The sequence below is a fragment of the Mucilaginibacter polytrichastri genome, from assembly GCF_001911425.1.
GTDB lineage: Bacteria > Bacteroidota > Bacteroidia > Sphingobacteriales > Sphingobacteriaceae > Mucilaginibacter > Mucilaginibacter polytrichastri.
The window spans coordinates 1,923,938-1,947,270 of the sequence record NZ_MPPL01000001.1 but is presented as its reverse complement, the minus strand read 5'-3'; the positions used below and the strand labels follow the sequence as shown (position 1 = coordinate 1,947,270).

Annotated in this window: 17 protein-coding genes; 11 read left to right on the top strand and 6 right to left on the bottom strand. The window is 41.7% G+C overall.

Features of this window, described 5'->3' with window-relative positions:
* The first annotated feature begins 11 nt into the window (after nt 1–11).
* From RG47T_RS08480 to RG47T_RS08460, 5 genes are read left to right on the top strand one after another with little or no spacing between them, the layout of a single operon-like run.
* On the top strand, nt 12–863 hold the full coding sequence (locus tag RG47T_RS08480; protein WP_074489014.1) for a fumarylacetoacetate hydrolase family protein: 852 nt from the start codon (nt 12–14) through the stop codon (nt 861–863).
* Nucleotides 864–906: 43 nt separating this feature from the next.
* Nucleotides 907–1,689: an SDR family oxidoreductase gene (locus RG47T_RS08475; protein WP_074489013.1), complete on the top strand. Its 783-nt coding sequence runs from the start codon at nt 907–909 to the stop codon at nt 1,687–1,689.
* A 14-nt stretch (nt 1,690–1,703) separates the two neighbouring features.
* Nucleotides 1,704–2,444, top strand: coding sequence for a (Fe-S)-binding protein (locus RG47T_RS08470; RefSeq protein ID WP_074493267.1), 741 nt, complete (start codon nt 1,704–1,706; stop codon nt 2,442–2,444).
* Nucleotides 2,445–2,473: 29 nt separating this feature from the next.
* The gene (locus tag RG47T_RS08465; RefSeq protein WP_074489012.1) at nt 2,474–3,832 is read left to right on the top strand and encodes a lactate utilization protein B; all 1,359 of its coding nucleotides are present in this window, start codon (nt 2,474–2,476) and stop codon (nt 3,830–3,832) included.
* Nucleotides 3,833–3,849: 17 nt separating this feature from the next.
* On the top strand, nt 3,850–4,455 hold the full coding sequence (locus RG47T_RS08460; protein WP_074489011.1) for a LutC/YkgG family protein: 606 nt from the start codon (nt 3,850–3,852) through the stop codon (nt 4,453–4,455).
* A 31-nt stretch (nt 4,456–4,486) separates the two neighbouring features.
* Here the strand turns inward: RG47T_RS08460 and RG47T_RS08455 are convergent, their stop codons facing one another.
* Complete coding sequence (locus RG47T_RS08455) at nt 4,487–6,940, bottom strand: glycoside hydrolase family 95 protein (protein ID WP_074489010.1); 2,454 nt, start codon at nt 6,938–6,940, stop codon at nt 4,487–4,489.
* Nucleotides 6,941–7,067: 127 nt separating this feature from the next.
* Here RG47T_RS08455 and RG47T_RS08450 point away from each other — a divergent pair, with 127 nt between their 5' ends.
* The gene (locus tag RG47T_RS08450; protein WP_074489009.1) at nt 7,068–8,222 is read left to right on the top strand and encodes an exo-alpha-sialidase; all 1,155 of its coding nucleotides are present in this window, start codon (nt 7,068–7,070) and stop codon (nt 8,220–8,222) included.
* A gap of 114 nt (nt 8,223–8,336) precedes the next feature.
* On the opposite strand, the gene RG47T_RS08445 is transcribed toward RG47T_RS08450, so the two are convergent.
* Nucleotides 8,337–8,954, bottom strand: coding sequence for an HAD family hydrolase (locus RG47T_RS08445; protein WP_074489008.1), 618 nt, complete (start codon nt 8,952–8,954; stop codon nt 8,337–8,339).
* 203 nt (nt 8,955–9,157) lie between these two features.
* On the opposite strand from RG47T_RS08445, the gene ade reads away from it, so the two are divergent.
* The 4 genes from ade (at nt 9,158) to RG47T_RS08425 (ending at nt 16,110) form a co-directional block, all read left to right on the top strand.
* Nucleotides 9,158–10,822, top strand: a complete 1,665-nt coding sequence (ade, locus tag RG47T_RS08440; protein WP_074489007.1) for an adenine deaminase — start codon at nt 9,158–9,160, stop codon at nt 10,820–10,822.
* Between the two features lie 30 nt (nt 10,823–10,852).
* Nucleotides 10,853–11,881 carry a LacI family DNA-binding transcriptional regulator gene (locus tag RG47T_RS08435; RefSeq protein ID WP_074489006.1) on the top strand — a complete coding sequence of 343 codons (1,029 nt, stop codon included), beginning with the start codon at nt 10,853–10,855 and terminating at the stop codon, nt 11,879–11,881.
* A 118-nt stretch (nt 11,882–11,999) separates the two neighbouring features.
* Nucleotides 12,000–13,061 carry a phosphotransferase enzyme family protein gene (locus RG47T_RS08430; protein WP_074489005.1) on the top strand — a complete coding sequence of 354 codons (1,062 nt, stop codon included), beginning with the start codon at nt 12,000–12,002 and terminating at the stop codon, nt 13,059–13,061.
* Between the two features lie 55 nt (nt 13,062–13,116).
* Nucleotides 13,117–16,110 carry a glycoside hydrolase domain-containing protein gene (locus tag RG47T_RS08425; RefSeq protein WP_245770865.1) on the top strand — a complete coding sequence of 998 codons (2,994 nt, stop codon included), beginning with the start codon at nt 13,117–13,119 and terminating at the stop codon, nt 16,108–16,110.
* A gap of 72 nt (nt 16,111–16,182) precedes the next feature.
* Here RG47T_RS08425 and RG47T_RS08420 read toward each other — a convergent pair whose 3' ends face one another.
* From RG47T_RS08420 to RG47T_RS08410, 3 genes are read right to left on the bottom strand one after another with little or no spacing between them, the layout of a single operon-like run.
* The gene (locus tag RG47T_RS08420) at nt 16,183–17,529 is read right to left on the bottom strand and encodes a Gfo/Idh/MocA family protein (protein WP_074489004.1); all 1,347 of its coding nucleotides are present in this window, start codon (nt 17,527–17,529) and stop codon (nt 16,183–16,185) included.
* A 32-nt stretch (nt 17,530–17,561) separates the two neighbouring features.
* Nucleotides 17,562–18,626 (bottom strand): aldose epimerase family protein, encoded by a 1,065-nt coding sequence (locus tag RG47T_RS08415; RefSeq protein ID WP_216351026.1) that lies wholly within the window; start codon nt 18,624–18,626, stop codon nt 17,562–17,564.
* A 1-nt stretch (nt 18,627) separates the two neighbouring features.
* Nucleotides 18,628–19,953 carry a DUF3472 domain-containing protein gene (locus tag RG47T_RS08410; RefSeq protein ID WP_074489003.1) on the bottom strand — a complete coding sequence of 442 codons (1,326 nt, stop codon included), beginning with the start codon at nt 19,951–19,953 and terminating at the stop codon, nt 18,628–18,630.
* 183 nt (nt 19,954–20,136) lie between these two features.
* On the opposite strand from RG47T_RS08410, the gene RG47T_RS08405 reads away from it, so the two are divergent.
* Entirely contained in the window at nt 20,137–20,757 is a 621-nt protein-coding gene (locus tag RG47T_RS08405; protein WP_074489002.1) for a chloramphenicol acetyltransferase, read from the top strand.
* A 126-nt stretch (nt 20,758–20,883) separates the two neighbouring features.
* On the opposite strand, the gene RG47T_RS08400 is transcribed toward RG47T_RS08405, so the two are convergent.
* Nucleotides 20,884–23,271, bottom strand: a complete 2,388-nt coding sequence (locus RG47T_RS08400; protein ID WP_074489001.1) for a TonB-dependent receptor — start codon at nt 23,269–23,271, stop codon at nt 20,884–20,886.
* Nucleotides 23,272–23,333: the final 62 nt, after the last annotated feature.

Genomic DNA, 23,333 nt, shown 5'->3' with positions numbered 1-23,333 from the left:
AAAACAATACTATGAAGCTTATAAGATTTGGCGAAAAAGGCAAAGAAAAACCCGGAGTTATCATTAACGATCAGCAATATGACGTTTCTGGCCTGGGCGAAGATTATACAGAACATTTTTTTGAAACAGACGGACTTAACCGCCTGGCCTCGTTTATTAAAAACAACACGCTTAACACAATCGCAAGCGATGTACGCCTGGGCAGCCCTATTACAAGGCCGTCGAAAATTGTGTGTATCGGTTTAAATTATGCCGACCATGCGAAAGAAACCAATGCCCCGCTCCCACCAGAGCCTGTTATTTTCATGAAGAGCACTACCTCATTAACCGGCCCTAATGATGAGATCATGATCCCCAAAAACTCTGTAAAAACAGATTGGGAAGTTGAACTCGCCATAGTGATTGGTAAAAAGGCAGCTTATGTAGAAGAAGCCGAAGCACTTGATTATGTGGCAGGTTATGTACTGCATAATGATGTATCAGAACGTGAGTTTCAGTTGGAGCGCAATGGTACCTGGGATAAGGGAAAAGGCTGCGATACCTTTGCTCCTTTAGGCCCTTTTCTGGCTACGCCGGATGAGCTTGGCGATATTGATAACCTGCGTTTATGGCTTACGGTAAATGGCCAGAAAATGCAGGATGGCAATACGGCTAATTTTATTTTTAAAATCCCGCATATTATCTCTTACGTAAGCCAATTTATGACTTTGTTGCCTGGTGATGTAATTTCTACAGGTACACCTGCAGGGGTTGGCTTAGGCTTTAAACCACCGGTTTATTTAAAACCTGGTGATGTGGTTGAATTAGGAATCGACGGCCTAGGCACTTCAAAGCAAACACTTGTTAGTTATTCAAAAAGCTAATCCTTTTTGGAGATTAATTTTAACTAACTGATTAACAAACTAAATGGATTTACAACTTAAAGATAAAGTGATCGTTGTTACCGGTGGTGCAAGAGGGATTGGTAAAGGCATTTCGCAGGTTTTAGCCCGCGAAGGTGCAATTGCTGTAATTGTAAGCCGTACCGCTGCCGAGAACCTGAAAACCGTCCATGAGATTGAAAATAATGGTGGTAAAGCATTTCAGGTTGAAGCCGATCTCTGTAAGCCCGAATCATGTGAAGAAGCTATTAATGCCGTACTTGCAAAGTTTGGCCGCATTGACGGCCTGGTAAATAATGCCGGTGAAAACGATGGTGTTGGTTTGCAAAGCGGTAATTATGAAAAATTCATAATTTCACTTCATAAAAACCTGATTCACTATTACTTAATGGCTCATTACGCACTACCAGCTTTAATTAAATCGCAGGGCAGCATATTAAATATTACCTCTAAAACAGCCGATACAGGCCAGGGAGGTACATCTGCTTATGCGGCATCCAACGGCGGCCGCAATGCCTTAACGAGGGAATGGGCAGTTGAACTGTTGCCACACAACATTAGGGTTAATGCCGTAGTAGTTGCCGAATGCTGGACACCTTTGTACGAAAGATGGATCAACACGGTTGAAAATCCGGAAGAAAAGCTACAATCAATTGTACAAAATATTCCCTTGGGAAAACGAATGACCACTACAGAAGAGATTGCCAACATGGCTGTGTTTTTGCTGTCGCCCCTATCCAGTCACACTACCGGGCAAATTACTTATGTAGATGGTGGCTATGTACATTTAGACCGCTCTATTACTTAATACCCAACAGCATGATCACCGTTGCCCTTTTTATCCCTTGCTATATCGACCAGTTTTATCCCAATGCTGCAAAAGCAACCTTGCAATTATTGGAAAAACTGGGTGTTAATGTAGTTTATCCGCCCAACCAAACCTGCTGTGGCCAACCCATGGCGAATTCTGGTTATGAGCACCTGGCGGCTGGTTGCAGTAAACTGTTTATCGAGAATTTTGCGGAATATGATTATATCGTTTCGCCATCCGGCAGCTGCGTGTTACATATTAAAGAGCATTTACATCCGGGGGAAACTAAAGCCGAAGCCGACAAAATCCATCACACCATCTATGAGCTAACGGAGTTTTTAACAGATGTGCTCAAAATTGAGCATCTGAACTCAAGTTTCCCGCATAAGGTAGGTTTGCACCAAAGCTGCCATGGGCAGCGAGGCTTAAAAATTTCGCAAATGAGCGAGCTTAATGCCCCTTATTTTTCTAAACCGGGCAAACTGCTGGGTATGGTTAAAGATCTGGAGTTAATTGACTTAAGCAGACCCGATGAGTGCTGTGGTTTTGGTGGTACCTTTTGCGTAAGCGAAGAAGCGATATCTGCCAAAATGGGAAAAGACCGGATTAGCGATCACATACAACACCATGCGGAATTTATTACCTCGGCAGATATGTCATGCCTGATGCATATGGAAGGCTTGTTGAACAGGCAAAAAAGCGATGTTAAGGTGATACATATTGCTGAAATATTAAACGGGGTTGCAGTATAAATCTGACATTATAATTTACTGAAAGCACCATGAAAAACCACGCAGAACTTGCAGCAGATTTTAACAAAGATGAGGATCGTGTAAACTGGCATGACGAAACCCTATGGTGGGTAAGGCAAAAGCGGGACAAAGCGGCTCACCAGATTGATAACTGGGAGTTGCTGCGCGAAACGGCATCGCAGATCAAAAACAATGTACTCTCAGACCTGAGCAATTATTTGCAGCAGTTTGAAGCCAATGCTATTAAGAATGGCATAACTGTACACTGGGCTAAAGATGCCGCCGAGCATAACCAGATAGTAAAAGAGATCCTTAACCGTAACGGCATTAAGCGGATGGTGAAAAGTAAATCGATGCTTACTGAAGAATGCCACCTTAACCCCTATCTCGAACAAAACGGCATCGAGGTTATTGACTCTGACTTGGGCGAACGTATAGTACAGTTGGCAGAAGAACCGCCCAGCCATATTGTATTACCCTGCATTCACAAAAAAAAGGAAGAGATCGGCGAATTATTTCACCAGCATTTAGGTATCGAGGCGGGCATATCAGACCCACAGATCCTTACTGAAACTGCACGCCTGCATTTGCGAGAAATATTTATAACCCGCAAAGCTGCCCTTACCGGTGTTAATTTCGCAATAGCAGAAACAGGCGAATTTGTAGTTTGTACCAATGAAGGCAATGCCGATATGGGTGCGCATTTGGCCGATGTGCATATAGCCAGTATGGGTATAGAAAAACTGGTACCCCAACGTAAACACCTCAGTGTTTTTTTAAGATTATTGGCCCGGAGCGCTACCGGCCAACCCATCACCACTTATTCCAGCCATTTTAAAAAGCCAAGACCGGGCCAGGAAATGCATATTATATTGGTGGATAATGGCCGCAGTACACAATTAGGGCGGCCTGATTTTAGAAATTCGTTAAAATGCATCCGTTGCGGGGCTTGTATGAATACCTGCCCGGTTTATCGCCGCAGCGGCGGGCATAGTTATCATACCGCAATAGCAGGCCCAATAGGTTCTATACTAGCACCTAACCTCGATATGAAAGACTACGCAGATTTGCCATTTGCATCAACCCTGTGCGGCTCGTGTACCAATGTATGCCCGGTTAAAATTGATATTCACGATCAGCTTTACAAATGGCGGCAGGTTATTGTAAAAGAAGGCTATGGCGACCATAAAAAGGGTATCGGCATGCAGGTAATGGGCTGGACATTATCATCACCCAACCTCTTTAATACTGCCGGCAAGGCGGGCAGATGGGTAATTAAGCATGCGCCGTTTGCGGTTAACAATCCATTAAATCCCTGGTACAAGCAACGGGATATGCCTAACCCGCCTAAAGAGTCTTTTGGAAGCTGGTATAAAAACAACCGGTAGATATAAATATATAACAGATGAGCAGCAGAGCCGAAATATTAGCATTGGTCGATAAAAACCAACCATCGCATGTTGATGCACCTATAATTGATATGCTGGCAACGGTTAACCAATCGCCGGAAATTATTCTAAACACTTTTTGTACGTCAGCTACCAATATTGGATCGCAGATTATTTTTATAGATAGCCTGGATGATATCGAAGGCCATGTTCAACAACGTATTATATCGCCATTAAGGGTTGTATCGCCTATACCCGAATTGAAAACATTTGCAGAGGATTCTTCTGTTTTGAACGAAGCTAACCCGCATAGCCTTGAGAATGTTGAATTAGCTATTTTAAAGGCTGAGTTTGGCGTAGCCGAGAATGGTGCTTTATGGCTTACCGAACAACAAATGGGCAACCGGGTATTACCTTTTATAACGCAGCACCTGGCTCTGATTGTTGACGCAACAGCCATTGTAGCTGATATGCATGCTGCTTACAAAAGAACCGAAAATGCGGATTACGGCTTCGCCACCTTTATATCCGGCCCATCAAAAACGGCAGATATTGAGCAGTCATTAGTGCTGGGCGCCCACGGCTCCAGAAGCTTAATTATTTTTATATTAAAACAGGTATAGCTTTTAAATCGCCATACCTGCTTTAATCTATTTACAAAGCTGATAACTGGTAAGTTTTACCCTTTTGAGTTACAAAACTAATTACATAGCCATAGCTGGTTTCTTTTGTATTCAAGGTCATCCCCTTAACCATCATTTTATTGTTTGATCTGATGGTACAAACCCCGCCCTTAACCGCATAAACGGTAGCGTTGGTTAGTTTTTTCTCAGCCCATTTCATATCGATCTCAAAATCTCCGCGCGCTTTTAATCCTTTTATTTCGCCGGTACTCCAGGCATCCGGCAACGCAGGTAACAGGTAAATATCATCCAGATGACTTTGCAGCAGCATTTCGGCCATACCTGCTGTGCCGCCAAAATTGCCGTCGATTTGAAACGGCGGGCAAGAATCGAACATATTAGGATACACGCCGCCGCCATGATGGTCTGTTTGCGCACCCGCGTTTGATTTAAGCAATTCCCTGATGAGTAGATGCGAATGGTTGCCATCCAGCAATCGTGCCCAGAAGTTTATTTTCCAGGCCAGGCTCCAGCCGGTACCATCATCGCCACGGATCTCCAGGGTTTTACGTGCAGCAGCGGCAAAATCCGGTGTGGTAATTGGCGAGATCCGCTTGCCGGGATGTAAGGCAAATAAATGTGATACGTGCCGGTGCTGCGGGTCGGTATCCGCAAAATCTTTGTACCATTCTTGTAAATTACCTAAATGGCCGATGTGCATTGGGTACAATTTCGCCCTTTTGGCAATGATAATTTTCCTGAAATCAGCGTCGATACCCAACGTCTGTGAGGCATCTATGATATTTGTAAAGAGATCATAAATGATAGACATATCCATTGTTGTGGCTACAGAAACCTCACCATGTTTGCCGTTGGCATCAATATAATCATTCTCCGGCGATAAGGATGGCGCAGTAACCAGGTAACCGTCTTTATCCTCTACCAGCCAGTCTAAACTAAATAGTACGGCGCTTTTCATAATCGGGTATGCGGTGTTTTGCAAAAAGGTTTTATCCATTGTGTACCGGTAATGTTCCCATAAATGTTGGCAAAGCCAGTCGCCGCCCATGGCCCAGTTAGCCCATTTCGGGTCGCCCTGCCCTTTATCGCCAACCGGGTTTGATACCGCCCATATATCTGTATTATGATGCGCAACCCAGCCAGTCATGTTATAAAACTGTTTGGCTGTGGTTTTGCCGGTAACAGATAAACCTTTGATGAGTGTAAATAATGGTTGATGCATTTCAGAAAGATTGGTTACTTCGGCAGGCCAATAATTCATCTCTGTATTAATGTTAATGGTATAATTAGAGCTCCATGGCGGGCGTAATTCGTTATTCCAGATTCCTTGTAAATTAGCAGCCGTGCCACCAGGCCTCGAACTGGAAATAAGCAGGTAGCGGCCATACTGAAAATAAAGTGTTTCGTAATCCGGGTCAATGGCACCCCTTGTATAAGCATTAATCCGCTCATCGGTTGGTAACTCTGCGTTTGGATATTTCGCAGCGGGTTTAATACTAAATGTTACCCGGTTAAAATACTTCTGATAATCTGCTACGTGTGCGCTTCGTAATACGCTATACGGTTTTACAGCAGCCTTATTCAAATAATTTAAAGCCAGCTGATGCTGATTTTTATCTGGGTTATGATCGAAGCCGTTAAAGCTGGTAGCAGCAGAAACCAGCAGTGTAACCGACGTAGCATTTTTAACACTAATGCCTTTATTGTCGGCTGTAACGCTTCCACCTTCGTTTATTGCTTTAAAAATGCATTCATAACGCATGCCTGCGGTTTTTGCTGTGTCGTCATAAACAACTGGATGGTCATTATGCGTGTAATAGTTCGGGTCGGCATGCACAGGTGCCTTACCTTTTAAAATAAAAGCATTAGTACCCATACTTACTGTTTGGTAATGCAGTAAGCTTTTAGAAGATACCTTAAAAGTTAACTGGCCGGGCTTATCCGCAGTAAACCTTACGGCAATAACCTGGTCTGCGGCAGACGAAAATACCTCGCGGGTATAAGTAACACCGGCAGCGGTGAAACGGGTAGTCGTGATGGCTTTACTAATATCCAGATCGCGGTAATAAGCCATACGCGCAGTATCTTTAAACTGTTGTTTAATTACAATATCGCCCAGGGGCAGGTACGATTCTGTATATAAACCCTGCATTTTTTTTTCCAGTTTAATGGCCTCGCCATAATCCTGATTTTTAAGCAGGGCTTCCCGCACGGCCGGCAAATATTTAGGTGCATCTGGGTTAATATTGCCATGCACAGGCCCGCCAGACCATAAAGTAGCTTCGTTAAGTTGGATAAGTTCCTCATTAGTACCGCCAAAAACCATGGCTCCTAAACGGCCATTAGCTACAGGCAGGGCTTCAGTCCAAACTTTAGCGGGTTGTTTATACCACAGTTTTAAATGGTGCTGGGCAGAAACACAAAACGGGATAATTACAAAAAAAGAAAGCAGTAAACGTTTCATTGGTGATCTTTGATATAATTTAGAAAATCCTTAGAAAGGTATAATAAATTAATGTAGTTTTCCATACATTTTGTTAGCCTTCCTTATCGCTCTATGCAAATAATAACACCACAACAAAGACTACCGAATGTTAAAAACAGTATACCGGATTTTAGCCGCTACCAGCATAATTATACAGCTATCGGATATTGCCCACGCACAAAGCACCGCTATCCGTAATAACTACACTACAGAACAAGGGTTACCGCATTTAACAATTGAGCGTACCATGATCTTTTCTCCGGAAAAAGAGTGGCTATACTCCCATCATGCATCCATCACTAGTTTTAAGGGCAAACTGGTGGCGATGTGGTCTAACGGGTTAATTGATGAAGATTCACCAGGTCAGCGCGTGCTGATTTCAACAGCTGATAATTTTAAACAGTGGTCTAAACCTGTAGTACTGGCTAATCCTTCTAAAACTAAGGATACATTAAATGTATTGACAGCTGCCGGCTTTTACCAGTATAAAGATACCCTGGTTGCCTACTTTGGCGAATATGATAAGCACCGCAACCATACCCACTTATGGGCTAAATACAGTAAGGATGCCATACATTGGAGCGAGCCGATAGATATGCATGTGCCATTAGTACCCAACCACGGCCCGGAGGCACTTAAAAATGGCAGGCTTATCATCAGCGGAAATTTTTCGTTTCCATACACCGACGTTAAAGACGGGCTTTCCGGCTGGAAAATGACCAGCTTTTACCCTGATTCTTTATACAGCCAGGATAACCCCGCCATGTTTTATGCCCCCGCTAAAAAGATGGGCTTGCCTCCGCTTTGCGAAGGTTCTTTTTATCAAACAGATGATGGCATAATTCATATGTTGTTAAGGGTTACAGGTACTGGCTGGAAAGGGAAATTGTGGCTTACAGAAAGCAAAGACAACGGGACCAGCTGGAGTAAACCCACAGAAACCGCGTTTAGCGACAATGACAGTAAGTTTCACTTTGGCCGGTTGCCCGATAAAAGATTTTATTACGTAGGTATACCGGATACCCTGCATCATTATGACCGTAACCCACTGGTTTTATCTGTTGCTGTTGATGGAAAATATTTTGATAAATCTTTTGTAATTGCCAATCAACCCTATCAGCTTAAAAGAGCAGGTTTATGGAAAGGCGGCGAATATGGCTACCCGCATACCATGGTTTATAAAGGCTATCTCTATGTAATTATTTCCCGCAAAAAAGAATCAATTGAAGTCATCAGATTTAAGCTGAACCAAGTGCAATAACAATCGACAAATCTATCGTCACCAGATTAATCTTGATTATAGTGAATAATAAAAATGCCTCAGCATGTATCACACTAAGGCATTTTTATTTCCCGTTGAATAGGAATCATGAGATTACAATTTATCAATTCTTATCCATTTCATTCCGGCGGCTTCTGCTGCGGTTACGCCGGGTGCGCCGTCCTCAAATACCAGACAATCGGCCGGGGCAATACCTAATTGCTCTGCCGCTGCCAAAAATGGGTCGGGATAAGGTTTACCCTTAACAGTTTCCCCGGCACAAACCATCACCTCAACCAAGCTATCAATTCCAAGTATCTGCAATGTTTTTTGGATTGACTCGCGGCTACCGCCAGAAACAACACCAATTTTAACCTTACCCGCATGGGCCTTTAAATGGTTAACCACAAATTCAATTGGCTTAATGTGGTTTATATATTCATCCAGATATAATTTGTATTTCAGATCATTAAATTCTTGCGGATCAAAACTGGTACCGTATCTTTTGTTTATTTCCTCAATCACTTTTACAGTTGGCCAACCGGCAAGCTCATCAACAATATCTGCATTAAGCACAAACCCTTTATCTGCAGCAACTTTAATATAGGTTTCTTTATGGGCACCCATATTGTCGGCCAAAGTGCCGTCGCAATCATATAAGTAAGCTTTAAAACCCTGGCTTAAATTAGTTAAGGCCTCAAGTTTACCTGTAGTAATATCTGTATTTATCATTGCACCAAATGTCGATAATAAATATTAACAGCCTTAATTATTTAAGCATAATCTCTGTTTATTACTTTAAAATTGAATTTCAAAAATGGCTTTTTCAAAAAAATATCCAACTAAAATCATTCTATGATATCTTTGATGATGCTTACTGCAAATAATAGGATAAACCACTAAGTCTTATTAAAGCATTGCAGCAAATTCAAACAATGACTCAGCAAACAGCCCATCCTAATCAAATAATTAAAGCGTTTATCGCTCAATTTGTAGATATCCCAAACCGGAGTATTTATCCTGCCAGGCTTAGCATTGCGGATGGACGGATACAGTCTATTGAAAGAATAGAGACTGGTGCTGATGATGCTTCATTGCCCTATCTGCTTCCTGGTTTTATTGATGCCCATGTACATATAGAAAGTTCTATGCTGGTACCAGCCGAATTTGCACGTTTAGCCGTAGTACACGGTACTGTAGGTACAGTTAGCGACCCACATGAAATTGCGAACGTTTGTGGGGTTGCGGGCGTGGAATACATGATAGAGAATGGAAAAACCGTGCCGTTTAAATTTAACTTTGGTGCACCCAGTTGTGTTCCTGCCACTGTTTTTGAAACAGCGGGAGCCCATTTGGATGCAGAAGACGTTGCCGAATTGATGCGACGCGATGAGATAAAATATCTGGCAGAGGTAATGAACTTTCCGGGTGTGCTTAATAATGATCCCGAAATAATGGCCAAAATAGCCGCGGCAAAAACTGCAGGTAAGCCAATAGATGGCCATGCGCCCGGTTTACGCGGCGATACTGCCGGGGCATATATTGCAGCCGGTATCAGCACAGATCATGAATGTTTTACTATAGACGAGGCTTTAGATAAACTGAAGCATGGTATGAAGATCATCATCCGCGAAGGGAGTGCCGCAAAAAATTTCGACGCCCTAATACCACTGTTGAACAATTACCCGGATATGATTATGTTTTGCAGCGATGACAAACACCCGGATAGCCTGGCTATTGGTCACATTAATCAGCTTTGTGCCCGTGCTGTTACTTATGGCATTAATATTTTTAACATTTTACAAGCTGCCTGCGTTAACCCGGTTAAGCATTACAAGCTGGATATTGGATTATTACAACCGGGTGATTTTGCCGATTTTATTATGGTTAAAGACCTGGTAAACTTTGAAGTATCAGCAACCTATATAGACGGACAATCGGTTGCTGCCAATGGTAAATCTAACATAGTACCATCAAAGGCCACCATCATTAATAATTTCAGTGCCGATGAAAAGTGCCCTGCAGATTTTGAATATCCGCAGCTTATAAATAACACCCCGGTGCCGGTTATCGAAGCCATTGATGGCCAGTTAATTACTCATAAAATAATGGTTAACACACCGCCTGTAAACGGGTTACTGGTTACAGATATTGACAATGATATATTGAAAATTGCCGTAGTGAACCGTTACAAACAGACACCCGTTGCCAAAGGTTTCATCAAAAACTTTGGTTTAAAGCAGGGTGCAATAGCATCATCAGTAGCGCACGATAGCCATAATATTGTGGTTGTGGGTGTTGATGATGCGAGTATTTGCCGGGCTGTAAATCTTATTATTAAAGCAAAAGGTGGCATTAGCTGTGTTAGCGATACGGAAAACAGGATATTGGAATTACCTATAGCCGGTTTAATGAGCGACAAGGATGGCTACGAAATTGCCGAAGCGTATACCAGCATTGATGCGATGTCTAAAAAATTGGGGGCAACATTATTATCTCCCTTTATGACCTTATCTTTTATGGCATTACTGGTTATACCACATTTAAAGCTAAGCGATATGGGTTTGTTTGATGCAGCAGAGTTTAAACTGATTGGTTAAAACCACAAAGTAAATTCATAAATTAACACCATGCCAGCAAAACCTGCAACTATTAAAGAGATAGCTAAGATGCTTAATGTTTCTGCTTCAACCGTATCCAGGGCGTTGCACAAACACCCAAGCATTGGTTTAAGCACCCAGTTAAAGGTTCAGAAGCTGGCTAAAGAACTTAATTACGAGCCCAACCAAACTGCTATCTTTTTCCAGAAGGGAAAAACTTATACCATCGGCGTGATATTGCCCGAACTGTCTGAAGCATTTTTTTCGGCTGCGGTTAGCGCTATTGAAGATACCGCATATAAAAGAAATTACACTGTTTTACTGGCCCAATCGCATGACGATGCAGAGAAAGAAAAGCAACTGGTAGAAAAAATGAAGAACCACCGGGTTGACGGTCTGCTGGTATCTGTAGCTAAAACTACAGCCAACTTTGAGCATTTCAATATGTTAAAGCGGTATAATATCCCTGTTGTGTTTTTTGACCGCATCCCTCCTATTAAAAATATACACTACGTAGCCTGTAATATGGAAACAGGTAGTATAGAAGCTGTTAATTACTTATTGCAAAAAGGGCACCGCAGCATAGGCATGATTAACGGCCCCCCAACCCTCGCGGCAAGCGGCGAACGCAAGGAAGGTTACATTAAGGCGATGACAAAAAATCGCCTCAAATTTGATCCCTCACTTATTGTAAGTTGTAATTTAACAGAGCAGGATACAAAGGCCGCTCTTGAAACTCTGTTGGCCAACAAACGCAGCCCTACGGCTATTGTTACCTTTAATGATTATGTGGCTCTGTATGCCATTAAGCATGCCCGGCAGCTAAACATCAATTTAGATAAAGACCTGCAGTTTGTTAGCTATGCCAACCTACCGCTTATCAATTATATGGACTATATACCGGTTGCATCGGTAGAACAATTCCCTTATTTACAAGGCCAAAAAGCCGCCGATATTTTGATGGACTTGCTAGTAAGCAAATCGCAATCAGCTGATGAGGTGCAGGCCTATTACAAAGTGATCGTAGCATCTCAACTGGTAGAAAACCGTAAAAAGTAAAACAAATTGCGGGATTATTGAACGGTTGTTTAAAATACGCAAACGGTTGCGCTCATCATTTAACATTATAATATTTAGGTTTGGTTAAGGATAAACAACAATTAATAAAGCCAGGTTAATGCTAAATGAAATTCTACGCCAATTTGGGCTCAATGCAAATGAATATTACATCCAGCGGTTTGGTAGTGGTTTAATTAACGGCACATGGAAAGTTAGTGACCTGCACCATAAAGAAGAGTTTATTCTCCAACAAATTAACAGCAATGTATTTAAAGCTCCCAATGACATTGCAGATAATACCAGCAAGATAGCCAGCTACTTAGCACAATACCACAGCGATTATCTTTTTATATCGCCCATACCAACAATAACCGGCAATTACCTTTATAGCCCCAACCATGAAGACTACTACCGGTTATTTCCTTTTGTGAAAAACTCGTTTACTGTAGATACTGTGCAAAACCGTAACCAGGCACTTGAAGCCGCTAAGCAATTTGGCAAATTCACTCATCTACTGGCCGATTTTAAGACTTCTGATTTGCATTATACCTTAACGGATTTTCATAACCTCACCCTACGCTTTAAACAGTTTAAGGAGGCTCTTAAAACAGCTGATAACAACAGGTTAATTAATACTGCCGGCATGATTGTTAGTGCGCACAAACACGAGGATATTGCCCGGCAGTATGAAATAATTCTTAAAGATCAGTTGATCCCCCTGCGGGTGATTCATCATGACACTAAGATCAGTAATGTTTTATTTGATCAGAGTAATAAAGGTTTATGTGTGATAGACCTCGATACCGTGATGCCCGGCTACTTTATGAGCGATGTTGGCGATATGCTGCGAACCTATCTGTCGCCATATAATGAAGAGGAAACAGACTTTGATAAAATTGAGGTTCGGGAGGATATTTTTAAAGCAATTGTACAAGGCTATTTTATGGAAATGGGCACCAACCTTACCCCTACCGAGAAAAGCCTTTTTGTATACACCGGCAAGTTCATGATCTATATGCAGGCACTGCGTTTTTTAACGGATTATTTAAACAATGACATTTATTATCAGGCCAAATATCCCGAACATAATTTAGTAAGAGCCAAAAACCAATTTACGCTGCTCGAAAAATACATAGCGATAGAAGCTGAACTCCAACAGATAGTACAAAGTTTCAATTAATAAATACGTTATACTAAGGGTCAAAAAAATAAATATGATGCATAGTTTTAGATTCATGTTACTTAATAAGCGCCAGGTATTTACCTATGCTTTTATACTTATTTGTTTTTGCATTGCTAATGCTCAGCCAATAAAATATGTATCGGGTAATAACACCTGGAACCCGGATTCATTGGGCAACCACAGGGCAGTTGTTGATGTACCCGCAACGGCATCTGTAAGCAAAGTATACATTGAGTGGCGAAGGCGCGATGACCCTGCTGGTAAAGCGGTTATTGTAGTTGATGCCAAAACCAACAAACGCATATCAAATGTTAAGGTCGAAAATATTTCGCGCGAAAGCGGAACCATTTATTTTGAGCCTGCCTCCGGTGCCGGTAAATATTACATCTATTACATGCCTTACAAGGTAACTGCACGCTCTAACTACCCCAAAGCGGTATACCTTAAACAAGTAAGTACAGCATCGGCAGAATGGCTCGGAAAACTAGCGAAACATACCAATGCCAGGGTGTTATACCTCGAGTCTGTTAACGCCATGAACAGCTTTTACCCAATGGAGGTAATTGCCACCGGGCAGGAGGTTAAAGGCCTGTTAAAATCCAATACGGATAAACCTTACCTGGTGTTTACCGAAGATCGCTTGCACCCTTTAAAAATGCCGCATGATTTGCCTCAACGCTGGATACAAAAAGGCGTTAACTCAAAGTTTTCTGACGTCGCCCTCAAGGGCGAAAACTTCAGCTACCAGCTTAGTATTTATCCGGTATCCGGAGATGTTAAAGATGTAAAGCTTGTTTTCAGCGATTTGAAAGATGTGAATGGTCACCGTATCCCGGCAAGTACTATGTCTTGCTTAAATACAGATGGTGTAAAATACGATGCAACACTGCTGACTAATACCGTTAATGTAAATAAGGGAGATATACAAGCGCTTTGGTGCCTGGTAAATATCCCGGTACAAACGGTCGCGGGCATTTATAATGGCTTGGTTACTGTCAAAGCCAACAATGCTCCGGCTACTGTTATTAAAGTAACATTACAAATTAAGAACCAGCAGGCCGTAAATGGTGGTGTAAATGAGCCGCAGAAGCAAACCCGCTTAACCTGGCTTAACTCTACCCTGGCGCAACAAAACGATGTTATTAAGCCTTATACAGCACTAAAGGTAGATGATAAAATCATTAGTCTGCTGGGTAGGAAAGTATTGCTGAACAACAGTGGTTTCCCCGATCAGATCCAAACATTCTATACGCCGGAGATGACGGAATATACTAATACGCCTAAAAACTTATTGGCAGAAGGTATCCATTTCCATGTGATCAATGCAGCCACACATAAGGATATCGCTTTTAAGAGTGAAGGTTTGATCTTTAACCAAAAACAACCGGGCATAGTAAAGTGGCAGGCAAACAATACAGCTGATTTGATGACCATGAATGTAGATGGTTACATGGAGTTTGATGGTGCTGTATTTTACACTGTTAAATTTACTGCGCTAAATGATGTAAACCTGGATGACATCAAACTACATCTGCCCTTTGATAAAAAGTCGGCCAAATACCTGATGGGCCTAAACCAAAAAGGTGGCATACGCCCCGATACCGTTAACTGGAAATGGGATGTGGCCACCAAAAACCAGGACGGTGCCTGGATAGGCGAAGTAAACGCAGGCTTACAATACTCGTTACGCGATGAAAACTATGTAAGGCCGTTAAATACCAATTTCTATTTACAGAAGCCTTTAGTATTGCCCTCTTCCTGGGGTAACAGCGGCAAGGGGGGAATACGGGTGTTTTTAAAAGGCAGTTCTATTTTATCTGATAATTACAGCGGCCCACGAAGCATGAAAAAAGGCGACGTGCTGTACTATAATTTCACGTTGCTGATTACGCCTTTCCATACCATTAACACCGATTTTCAATGGTCTACACGGTTTTATCATAAGTACAGCAACCTGGATAGTATTAAGGCTACCGGGGCAACGGTAATTAATATACACCATGCTACACCGATAAATCCGTATATCAACTATCCTTTCATAGCGCACAAGGCCATGAAAAGTTATATAGATTCGGCACACAGGCTTGGTTTAAAAGTGAAGATCTATAACACGGTACGTGAGCTATCTAACAGTGCCTACGAAACCTTCCCGATGCGGAGTTTGGGACACGAAATTTACTCGACCGGTAAAGGCGGTGGTTACTCATGGTTGCAGGAGCATCTGGGCGACGATTACATTGCCGCCTGGTACGTACCCGAAATTAAAGACGCAGCCATTGTAAACAGTGGCATGAGCCGATGGCATAATTATTACGTGGAAGGTATGAACTGGCTGGTGCAAAACGTAGGGATAGATGGTATTTACCTGGACGATGTGGCGTTTGACCGTATTACCATGAAACGAATAAAAAGGGTATTAACGCAAGATGGTCATCCGGGCATTATCGATCTGCATTCGGCCAATCAATACAACAAAAGCGATGGTTTTAATAACAGCGCTAACCTGTATATGGAACACTTCCCCTACCTTAACCGTTTATGGTTTGGGGAGTATTTTGATTATGAGAAAAATTCACCTGATTTTTTCTTAACCGAGGTTTCGGGGATACCCTTTGGCTTAATGGGCGAAATGCTGCAAGGTGGAGGCAACCCGTGGAGAGGAATGATTTACGGTATGACCAACCGTATGCCCTGGAGCGACAATGCAGACCCGCGCCCGATATGGAAAGCCTGGGATAATTTCGGGATGCAGGGTACAAAAATGATTGGCTATTGGGTAGATAATAATCCGGTTAAAACCAACAACAATAAGGTACTGGCAACAATTTATAAAAAGGATAAAAAAACAATGATTGCAATTGCCAGCTGGGCAGATAGCGACACCAGCATTAAACTACTAATAGACTGGAAAGCTTTAAACATAGACCCGGCTAAAGCACACATCACCGCTCCGGCCATTCAGAACTTCCAGCAGGCGAATAACTTTAATATTGATAGTGAAATACCTGTGGCAAAAGGTAAAGGTTGGATCTTGATATTAGAATAAAAGTTATGTGAAAAATATTTCATTCAATAAAAAAACCGGCATAATAACCGGCTTCCTTGTTGAAGAATATAATTAAAATCCGCTATCGCCCAATGCAAAAGTGTTTTTGCTGGTCTTCCATTTTCCTTTGGTAAAATCGGGGAAATCTTGTGGTTTGTTTCCTTCGGCTATAGATTTGGTTGACAGCGGCCCTATTACACTCATAGTAACCGAATCATAAACATCAATAGGCGTTTGCTTTTTCTGCTTTACAGATTCTATAAAGGCATTAAATACAAACCAATCCATACCGCCATGCCCGGCACCAGATGCTTCTTTTTCATACTTTTTCCAAAGTGGGTGGTCGTACTTATCAAACCAGTCTTTAGCCGGCTCCCAGGCATCATCTTTTGATTGATTTTCTATGTAGACGGATTTATTGACATCCATCCATAAACCTTTGGTGCCCTGCACCCTAAAACCTAAAGAATACGGGCGAGGCAAATGCGTATCGTGCGTTAGCATCACCGTTTCGCCATTGGCGCAATTAATCATAGTTTGGGTAACATCACCATTTCTGTAATCGATTTTAGCGTTAGGGTTTCCAGGTGCTTTTTCTTCTACATATGCCGCAAGCCCGCGTGCCTTTGAGCTGAACGAAACCAGGTTGGTAAACCGGTTACCATGATTAATATCTGCATAATGCATTACCGGGCCGGCACCGTGCGTTGGGTAGAGATCGCCGTCGCGGTCTATGTTAAATTGTGTACGCCATTGTGCCTCGCTTAAAGCACCGGGGCCAAATTCAACGCCGCCACCATAGTATTGCTTACCATTATTAAAAAGCACATCGCGCAGGTTATGCTGGTAGCCACCCTCCAGGTGAATAATTTCTCCGAACAGGCCTTGCCTAACCATATTAAGTGCAGCCATTACATCCCGGCGATAGCATATATTTTCGAGTGTCATATAAGGGATGCCTGTTTTTTCAGATGTTTTTACAATATCCCAATGCTCATCAACGGTAAGCCCGGCAATTACCTCGCAACCTACATATTTGCCGGCCTTCATGGCATCAACCGACTGTTGGTAATGGAATTGCCAGGGTGTGGCAATAATTACAGCATCAATATCGTTTCTATCCAGCAGGCCTTTATAAGCATCAAGCCCGCCTGTATATTCCTTTACAGCCGGCCGGCCACTTTTGGCAATTCGCTCACGGCAAATTTTCAATGAGCTTTCCTGTATATCGCATATCGCTACAATCTCAACATCATCCCGTAAAAGGCCTTCGGCAATGTGGCTCATTCCACGTGCACCAACCCCTATGTAACCGAGCCTGGCTTTACCATTGGCATTCGCAAATAAACTACCCGTGGGCAAAATAGCAAAACCGGCGGCAGCTAAAGCCGTGTTTTGTAAAAAGTCTCTTCTTTTCATGTCTGGTTTTTATGTTTTAATTACGAGATCTGTTAAACTATGCCAAATTCAAAAATGGTTCTGCTTTTATAAATATCACCTTTTTTAAGTATAGCGCTCGGAAAACGGGGCTTATTGGGTGCATCCGGATAATTCTGTGTTTCCAGACAAAAGCCCTCGCGACGTTTATAGGCAGTCTGCTCCTTCCCATTAATAGAGCCATCCAGAAAATTACCGGTATATAAATGTAATGCCGGTTCGGTAGTATAAACTAACAAACTACGGCCGTTTACAGGTTCACAAACTTTCGCAGCAAGCAGCAACTTTTGCGACCGCTCATTTTTTAACACCCACGAATGGTCATACCCGTCCCCTAAAATTAACTGGCCGTGCTGTTGATCTATTTCTTTACCTATTTGTTTGGCTTTCCTAAAATCAAATGGCGTATCTGCTACATCTGTTAGTATGCCTTCGGGCACAATCATTTGATTTACCGGCAAATATTTATCAGCGTTAATCACCAAATTGTGGTTTAATATACAACCCTCATTGTGACCCGCTAAATTGAAATAAGTATGTTGTGTTAAATTAATCAGGGTGCTTTGGTCTGTTTCTGCATAATAGTCAATCACTAACTGGTTTTGGTCTGTTAGCGTATATTTTACCTTAACCGCCAGATTACCGGGGAAACCTTCATCTCCATTTGGGCTTAGCAAATGGAACACTACACCTGTTTCTTCATTTTTAACAAACGGAACAGATTGCCATACCTTTTTATTAAACCCCTCCCGGCCGCCATGGTGATGATAGCCACCTTCTTTTATGGTTAGCTGATACGTATTTCCTTCAATATCAACCCTGCCACCTGCAATGCGGTTGGCATAACGCCCAACAACAGTACCTATGTAAAACCGATCGGCCAGGTATCCGGTTACGGTATCGTAACCTAGTACTACATCGTCAAAAGCTCCGGTTTTATTTTTAACCCAAACAGATTGGATGGCCGCCCCAATGTTAGAGACAGAAACCTTCATACCGTTTTTGTTAGTAAGCGTATACAGATAAATTTTTTCGCCACCAACCTTGCCCCAATCTATTATTTTAATTGGCTCCATCATATCAGGGTAGTTTTTGAATATCGATTTCGGGGTGTGCGTTGCCCGATAACGGCCTAACCAATTTGGTTTTAAGCATTGTAAAATCATTAAAAAACCCACAATTACGCAGATAAAACAGGTTACCCTGTGTGCCTCCGCCATAATCTTTTCTGTAGTTAATAATGGCTGTTGCATCCCCGGTAAACAAGGCATTATTTATAGGATACCATTTACCAGAATTACCTATAACCCACTGATTGCCAAAGAATACCTTACGGGTTACGGCCCCCATACTTTCATCAAAGTTTTCGAGAAATGAATAAAGCTTGTTTAAATAAAAGCCCGATTTAGGGCGATTAAAGCTGGCTATTAATAACCATTTGGGCTGATTAGCTTCTTTAAACCAAGCTGTAAATACAGTAGTTTTCAATACGGTATCTGGCTGGGCCTTGATTAAAAATGCATACGTTTTACCGGCCACCCACGGGTAGTTGAGATAGCTTTGCCCGCCAGATCCTTCACTTCCGAACTCGCCTGTATGTACGCCGGTACCTTTTTTTAGTAATTTTATTCTTAGGCTGTCGGGTATGCTTTCCGGATTATCTGTGCTGAAAGGGCTCCAGATAGAAAATAAGATATGCCGCTCAGTTGCTGAGTTTACCTGCATACCAAAATAGCCGCCGGTAAAGCCATCGGTCATAAAATAAGAACCCATTACATCCTGCCCCTTAAGGACTGTAACTTCATTATAAAAATAAGCAATGTTATTTTGTGCCCTGTTTGGTAACTCATAATTTAAATGTACCGATGGACCGCGATGCCCCCAGTAGTAATAATTGCCATGATTATCTTTAACATAAGCAGCTCCATTTGAAAGTGCTGTGCCACTTAATATCACATCACTAACTTCGGCGTAAACCTCGCCACTTTTATTGATGCCTTGCAACTTTAGTTGTACATAGCCGGGTTTAACAATAGCTACGCCACCAAAATGTACGATAGCCATATTGGTATTAGATACAGTTTGGGCTAAAACCGTTTGCCCCACGGTAACACTAATTCTGCTTATGCCGCCAAGCACTCGTAACTTTAAACTAATGTTTAAAGTACCCGCGGCTTCTGTACGAACATAAACGCTAATCGTGTCCTTATCGCTCCGCCAGTTAGCTAAGCCGGCCTCTGTTATTTTAGCTTGTGCATTTTTATTAACCCAGCCATTGCCACCAAGGGGTACCACAATAGCAGAATCAGCAGGAATAATCGCTCCAAAATTTTTGATTGCTGCAGTAATTAAAATAATAAATAACAGTGATCCTTTTGGTACTACGTTAAAAAGGTTTTTGAGCATTAAGCTGATTGATTAGATATCATATTTGTTAATAAGCTGAAACTACCTTCTTCTCAACAATTTAACAAATGTAGGATGCCACAAACTCAACGCAAACGTTTGTTATTACAGTATTATATTATTTAGCTATTGAACTTCAATATTGAAGATTAAATAAAAAGTGAATATTATTAGTTTTACGCAATGAAGCATCAATTAGATATTAACCGATGGAACAGGAAAGAACATTATAATTTCTTCAAAAATTTCGATGAGCCTTATTATGGCGTTACCGTTCAATTAGACTGCACAAAGGCTTATGAGCAGGCTAAAGCATTGGGTGTATCCTTTTATAGTTACTATCTCCATAAATCGCTGATAGCCATCCATTCGATAGAAAATTTTAGATACCGGATAACGGGCGATGATGTTTTTGTGTATGATAATGTTGATGCTTCGGCCACTATTATGAGGGACGATCATACCTTTGGGTTCTCCCACATTAAATATTTCTCAGATCTACAGGAGTTTCACAATGGTGTGGTTAAGGAAATTGACCGGGTTAAAAATACATCTGGCTTGTTTACCACAGGGCCGTCAGATAACGTTATTCATTTTTCTGTTTTGCCCTGGGTAAACTTTACAGCACTTTCGCATGCTAGCACTAAGTCGGGCGAAAGCTGCCCTAAAATTTCTGTCGGTAAAATGGTAGAGGTTAATGGCAAAAAAGAAATTCCGTTTGCTATACACGTACACCATGCACTGGTTGATGGCTACCATGTTGGGCTATTTGTTGATCTGTTGCAGAATTTACTAAATACCTGATAGACAACAATTAAAGAACCTTAAATAAACAAGCGCTTTAATTATTCCATATGAATTGTAACAGATATTTTCTTTAGTTAACAGCAATAATTGGTAATCAAACATTACCCGCTATGATGCTCAGCATTATTGTGCACGTTGCTTTTCTTCTTCACTTGCAGTACTGCGTTTACGGGATGCCGCAACGTTTTTGCCAAACCTGTAAGTAAAACTTAAGGTTGCATTACGGGTATCATTTTTTTGATAAAACCCATTGTTCTGATTTAGATAATTAACAGTAATGTGATAGGTATTACTGTAAAAGATATCACCCGCAGCAAGTTTAAGTGTGCCCTGTCCATTTAGTATGGTAGCCTTTACACCTGCATCCACATTATAATTAGCGTTGCCTTTGAATATTCCCTGGATGCCCTGCGAATTATATACAGCATTGATTTCGGCCTTCAATCCCATCTTTTTACTAATCGTGAATGATTGTGTAGTACTGGCATCATAAGAAAACCTGTGAAAATCATAGCTACCTTGTAAATAGACAGATTTTTCGCGTTGGTAATACCCCTCGGCCATTACATTCATTTCCCACCAGTTGGCTACATGGAAAGGTGCCGATAACCTGACCCCGGTATTGACGCTTAAGCCCAGATTTTGCTGCGTATCGTAAAAAAGGTGATTCACATTATCCTGTACGGTAATGTTGCTAAACACATTGTGCGTAGCCGTATAATAAGCGGTAATGTTATATTGCTTTTTGTAGGTATACCCCAATTCAAGATTTTGAACAAAGGCCGGTTGCAGGCCCGGGTTGCCTACCAGGTAACTGTAAGGCGTTGCATAATGCTTAGCCGGGTTTAAGCGCGCGTATTCCGGCCTTTCAATCCGGTAACCATAGGTAAACTGTAATTCGTTATCTTCATTAAGCTTATACACTACAAACAAGGTTGGGAACAATTTAAAATACGCCCTTTTATTAAGCGAATCCAGCGTTACCGAATAACCCCTGGTATGGGTGTATTCGCCGCGTAAACCACCTTGAAAACTCCACTTGCCCAAGTTGCCTGTTATACTGGTATAAGCAGCAGCTGTATTTTCGGTATATTCAAAATGATCGCTGTTGGCAGTAATCAACACAGGCGCTGCCCCTGCTGTATTGTAAAAATCGAAATCATTTTTGCTCTGGATGCTGCTATACTTGAGGCCTGAAGTAAGGCTCCATTTTTTGCCCAGCTTATAATTATAATCCAGCTTACCCGAGTAAATATTAATATTTTGAATAGTAGGCGTATTAATATGATACGGATTCCCAGTTTGGCTTCCATCCGGTAAAAAGGTATCATTATTTACAAACTGGTTGTACGTGCTTTTATAGGGCGAATAATCAAAATCCACATTTAAGCTTTGGCCGCTGGTATCCAGCTTTAAATTATAATTTAGGTTATAAGCATAACGGGTTCCATGAGTAGCTGTATTTCCATGTGTTTCTAAAGTAGAATCGGGGGTTGTTTTCCCATTACTGGTAATTGTGGTTGGCGTATTATCTTTAATGCTGCCATTGCGGTTATTACCGGTCACTAAAAAACCAATGATCTGTTTGTCACTCAGCTGATAATCTGCCCCTATTTTATAATTGTTACTCCTCGATTCAGAAACATTATAACCAGGGCTATCCCAGAACGAAGAATTATCCGGTGTTGCATAAGTTACATAATCGTGCTGTTCGCGGCCTATGTGGCGTAAGGTATAACCATAGCTGCCATAAACATTCAGTTTATCTTTACGGTAATTAAAATTAGTACTTGCGGTATAACCCGTATAGGTAGCCTGGCTTAAACCACCATTTAGGGTTACATTAAGCCCCTGGTTTTTTGATTTTTTGGTTATAATATTAATAACCGATGCCCCTTGTGCATCAAACATAGCCGGCGGGTTAGAGAAAACCTCTATTTTGGCAATCACATCAGAAGGGAGCCCTTGCAGATAGTTAGCCAGGTCATCGCCCGATAGGTGAAGCGATTTACCATCCATATATAACTGCACATCTTTCTTATTGGCTGTTATCGTATTGCCAACGGTTGTTTGTACCCCAGGTGCCTTAGTCAGTGCATCCCATGCACTCCCGCCACTGGCTACAATACTGTTTTCTACATTGAAGGTAACTCTATCAATCTTACGTTCTATAATAGGTTTGCTAGCAGATATGGTAACTTCTTTCAACTGTTTGCTATCAGGCTGCATCATCAGTTTCACAGTATCTTTGGGTAACATTATCGATCTGCTCAGTGGTTTATAACCCACCAATGTGGCAGATAGTATATAACTGCCGGGGCTTACTGTAGCCAGCACAAACTTTCCGGAATCGGCAAAAGCAGAGGCAATGTTTTTATTTTGCAGGCTCAATGTAATAGTAACGGCATCAAGAGGGCGCCCTTCGGTATCTGTAACTATACCTTTTAAAGGCTGTTGAGCAAGCAATATATAGGGCGATAGAAACAATATAAATATCACGATCTTTTTCATGCCACAAACCTACCTTGTAGTTATATTATGGCAGGTTAAGCAATATTAAATAACATTAAATC

Excerpts from the sequence above, each read along its gene's own strand:
- RG47T_RS08480 (WP_074489014.1), top strand. The coding sequence starts at position 12 with ATGAAGCTTATAAGATTTGGCGAAAAAGGCAAAGAAAAACCCGGAGTT.
- RG47T_RS08475 (WP_074489013.1), top strand. The coding sequence starts at position 907 with ATGGATTTACAACTTAAAGATAAAGTGATCGTTGTTACCGGTGGTGCA.
- RG47T_RS08465 (WP_074489012.1), top strand. The coding sequence starts at position 2,474 with ATGAAAAACCACGCAGAACTTGCAGCAGATTTTAACAAAGATGAGGAT.
- RG47T_RS08460 (WP_074489011.1), top strand. The coding sequence starts at position 3,850 with ATGAGCAGCAGAGCCGAAATATTAGCATTGGTCGATAAAAACCAACCA.
- RG47T_RS08455 (WP_074489010.1), bottom strand. The coding sequence starts at position 6,940 with ATGAAACGTTTACTGCTTTCTTTTTTTGTAATTATCCCGTTTTGTGTT.
- RG47T_RS08450 (WP_074489009.1), top strand. The coding sequence starts at position 7,068 with ATGTTAAAAACAGTATACCGGATTTTAGCCGCTACCAGCATAATTATA.
- RG47T_RS08445 (WP_074489008.1), bottom strand. The coding sequence starts at position 8,954 with ATGATAAATACAGATATTACTACAGGTAAACTTGAGGCCTTAACTAAT.
- ade (WP_074489007.1), top strand. The coding sequence starts at position 9,158 with ATGACTCAGCAAACAGCCCATCCTAATCAAATAATTAAAGCGTTTATC.
- RG47T_RS08435 (WP_074489006.1), top strand. The coding sequence starts at position 10,853 with ATGCCAGCAAAACCTGCAACTATTAAAGAGATAGCTAAGATGCTTAAT.
- RG47T_RS08430 (WP_074489005.1), top strand. The coding sequence starts at position 12,000 with ATGCTAAATGAAATTCTACGCCAATTTGGGCTCAATGCAAATGAATAT.
- RG47T_RS08425 (WP_245770865.1), top strand. The coding sequence starts at position 13,117 with ATGTTACTTAATAAGCGCCAGGTATTTACCTATGCTTTTATACTTATT.
- RG47T_RS08420 (WP_074489004.1), bottom strand. The coding sequence starts at position 17,529 with ATGAAAAGAAGAGACTTTTTACAAAACACGGCTTTAGCTGCCGCCGGT.
- RG47T_RS08415 (WP_216351026.1), bottom strand. The coding sequence starts at position 18,626 with ATGATGGAGCCAATTAAAATAATAGATTGGGGCAAGGTTGGTGGCGAA.
- RG47T_RS08410 (WP_074489003.1), bottom strand. The coding sequence starts at position 19,953 with ATGCTCAAAAACCTTTTTAACGTAGTACCAAAAGGATCACTGTTATTT.
- RG47T_RS08405 (WP_074489002.1), top strand. The coding sequence starts at position 20,137 with ATGAAGCATCAATTAGATATTAACCGATGGAACAGGAAAGAACATTAT.
- RG47T_RS08400 (WP_074489001.1), bottom strand. The coding sequence starts at position 23,271 with ATGAAAAAGATCGTGATATTTATATTGTTTCTATCGCCCTATATATTG.